Raw genomic sequence first — 3,115 nt, 5'->3', positions numbered from 1 at the left:
GGGACCGCTTCCACTACGTCCGCGTCGCCGTCATCATCGCCGCCCTCGCCTGCCTGGCGGCCGCCCGCACCTGAGCCCGCGGGCCGGCCCGGCGCAACGCAGGTGAAGCCCGGCGAGGTGGCTTTCCGGGGTCTTGCCGTAGCGCGTCGCGATGTCACCACCTGCCCGGTCAGGTCGAGTGGCGCGAGCAGCTCCTGGAAGTGGCTCGTCTCTGGAGGCGTCCAGGTTTACAGGGACAACTCTGGACCATCAACCAAGGTTTCAATGCCTAACGTTGTGCCCTCGACGAAGTCCCGTTTCTCTGGCGTGTCCGGGATTCGAGTGATGATCCGGGCCGTGTCCACCGATCGAGCCACGGGTACCCATGCCGGCCTCGGTCCCACAGATGGATGTGGGTGTCGACCGCAGGCGTCGCGGGCACCCGGTCCAGCTGGACCGGGTCGTTCACCGTGATCTGGGCGGAATACTCAGCCACCTAGCACCTCAGATGCGTATGTTTCATTTCGGAGGAGTGGAACGCCTTAAGGCGAAGCCTCACCAGACTGCCGCCTCATGGCAGGCTCACCGTAGTGGCTAGAAGGTCCACGTCAAGAGACAAGCGCCCACCCGAAAGCGGCGGCGAGAACGTCTTCAAGTTACCCGAGTGAACCCCCTTGATGTGCGCTTGGTCACCGGCTACTGTGCGCTCCTGTTCGCTCAATGTTTCTGGTTCATTTCCCATGGGTGATCCTCTATTGACCCAGTTGATGGTCGGCGGGACTGCGCGGCCGCCATCTGCGTGCACCCCCGTCCCCTGCACAAGTCGAAAGTGGAGTTGATGAGTAAACACAGAGTGGTCGCGGGCGCCGTGGCGGCGGTCGTGCTGGCTGCTGGGCTGGTGGTCGGTGGTACGGCGGAGGCGGCAGCGGCGTGCACCTTCTACGTCTCCGCGTCGGGCAGTGACGGTAACGCCGGAACCTCATCGGATCGCCCCTGGGCGACCTTGGAGCGGGCGCGGGACCACATCCGACAGCACGAGCTCAACAAGGACATGCGGGCCGACCTCGGCGTCTGCCTGCGCGGGGGCCGGCATACCCGGACGGCCACCTTCAACCTGACCGAGGCGGACTCGGGTTCCAACGGGTTCAAGGTCGTCTACCAGGCGTATCCGGGTGAGACACCCATCATTGACGGCGGTAAGGCCGTCACGGGCTGGAAGCGGGTAACCGACCAGCCTTACTTCGTGGCCGACGTACCGGAGTCGGCGGGCTACGCCGACTACTTCCGGCAGCTCTACGTCGGCGACCGGCGGGCTCAGCTGGCGATGGGCAAGGGCATCGTGGGCAACGGCTTCTTCGACGAGGCATCGATCCCCAACCCACCGGCCAACCCGGAGCGGCCGACCCGCTCCTACGACGGTGTGCAGTTCCCGGCGGCCGGCGTTCCGGCGTACACCAACGTCCGCGACATTCGGCTGCTGCACATCGCGATCGGCTTCAAGATCGACTACTTCCCCGTCGCGGACATCAGCACAAACGGCGCCAACAAGCGGGTGCGCCTGGCGCAGCCGCACTTCCAGGCGCGGCTGAACCGCGACGACGGCTTCTCGCTCGACTACGACGACACGTTCTACGTGCTCAACGCGTTCGAGGAGCTGGACTCCCCCGGCGAGTGGTACCTGAACCGGGCGACGAACAAGGTGTACTACTACCCGCGGGCGGGAGAGGACGTCAACCAGGCCGGGGCGTACGCGCCGGTGGTGGAGACGCTGGTGAACGTGGCCGGGGCCGGCCCGTCCGCGAAGGCGAGCGCCATCGCGTTCGACGGCATCACGTTCGAGCACGGCAACTGGCTGCTGCCTCGCGACCGGTTCATCGGCGGCTCGCAGGCGGAGGCGCAGTACGCGGACGACCCCTTCAAGGATCCGAACCAGGACGGCTACGGCGGCGAGGTGCCCGGTCAGATCAAGCTGACCAACACCCGCGGCATCACCTTCACCGACAACACCGTGCGCAAGATGGGCAGCGGCGGACTGCAGCTGCTGACCGGAGCCGAGGACGTCACCGTCACCGGCAACCTCTTCCACAACCTGACCGCCGCCGGGATCATCGCCGGCCGGTGGATGGACGTACACGTCAACGGCGCCCAGCGCACCAAGAACGTGACGATCAGCAACAACGTCGTGACCGACACCGGTGACGACTTCTTCCCGGCGACCGGGATCAGCCTGATGAACACCTACAACGTGGCAGTCACCCACAACCTCGTCTACGACACCGCATACAGCGGCTTCCATCAGCGCAAGGCGGAGGAGACCAGCCTCCTCGACGGGGTGGACGGGATCGGCAAGACGACGTTCCGCCACAACGAGGTGTACAACGCCACGTCCAAGCAGCCCTGGGGGGTGCACGACTCGGGGGCCGTCTACTCGTTCGGGTCGTGGCCGGGCAGCGTGGTCAGCCACAACCACGTGCACCACTCGACGTCGACCGCGAACTACTACAGCGACAACCAGAGTCACCAGACCCGCTGGGACTACAACGTCGGAAAGGGCGGGCGGTTCGACTTCTCCCCGCGTTACCGCCAGCCCCTGTCGGTGTACGCGTCGCACAACTACACCGACTTCGCCGACAACTGGCTCGGCGGGGCCATCTACGACGGCGACGGGCCACCGCACGTGGTGACAGACGGTGCCTGGCCGGCCGAGGCGCGGACCATCATGAACCAGGCGGGCCTGGAACCGGCGTACGCCGCGCTGCGGTGGAAGGTGCCCAGGGAGAACCTGGCCGACCACTCCACCGTGTCGCAGCGCAGTGCCTGGGACAGCGGCCTGGGCAAGCTGTGGGACGGCGTCACCGAGACCGGCGAGGCCGGCTCCACCGTGAACGAGTCCTGGGTGCAGTTCGATCTCGGCGCCGACTACGAGCGGTTCGCCTTCACCATCCAGCAGGACAACTGCTGCACCTGGATGACCACCCACTGGAAGGTGCAGCGGTGGAGCGCCGGCCAGAACGCCTGGATCGACATCATGCCCTACCAGACGATCAACACGGCGGCGCCGGTCGTCTACCGACCGTCGGCCAACGTCGCCACCACCAACATCCGGCTCTACGTACGCAACAGCAACCAGAACGGA

1 protein-coding gene is annotated in these 3,115 nt (G+C 66.1%); it reads left to right on the top strand.

Features of this window, described 5'->3' with window-relative positions:
- Nucleotides 1-817: 817 nt before the first annotated feature.
- A partial coding sequence (locus AB0I18_RS51820) for a right-handed parallel beta-helix repeat-containing protein (RefSeq protein WP_363112853.1) occupies nucleotides 818-3,115 on the top strand: 2,298 nt, incomplete at its 3' end.

Source organism: Streptomyces sp. NPDC050704, from assembly GCF_040654355.1.
Taxonomy (GTDB): Bacteria; Actinomycetota; Actinomycetes; order Streptomycetales; family Streptomycetaceae; genus Streptomyces.
The sequence above is the reverse complement of the archived record's forward strand: the minus strand, read 5'-3'. Positions and strand labels throughout refer to the sequence as shown.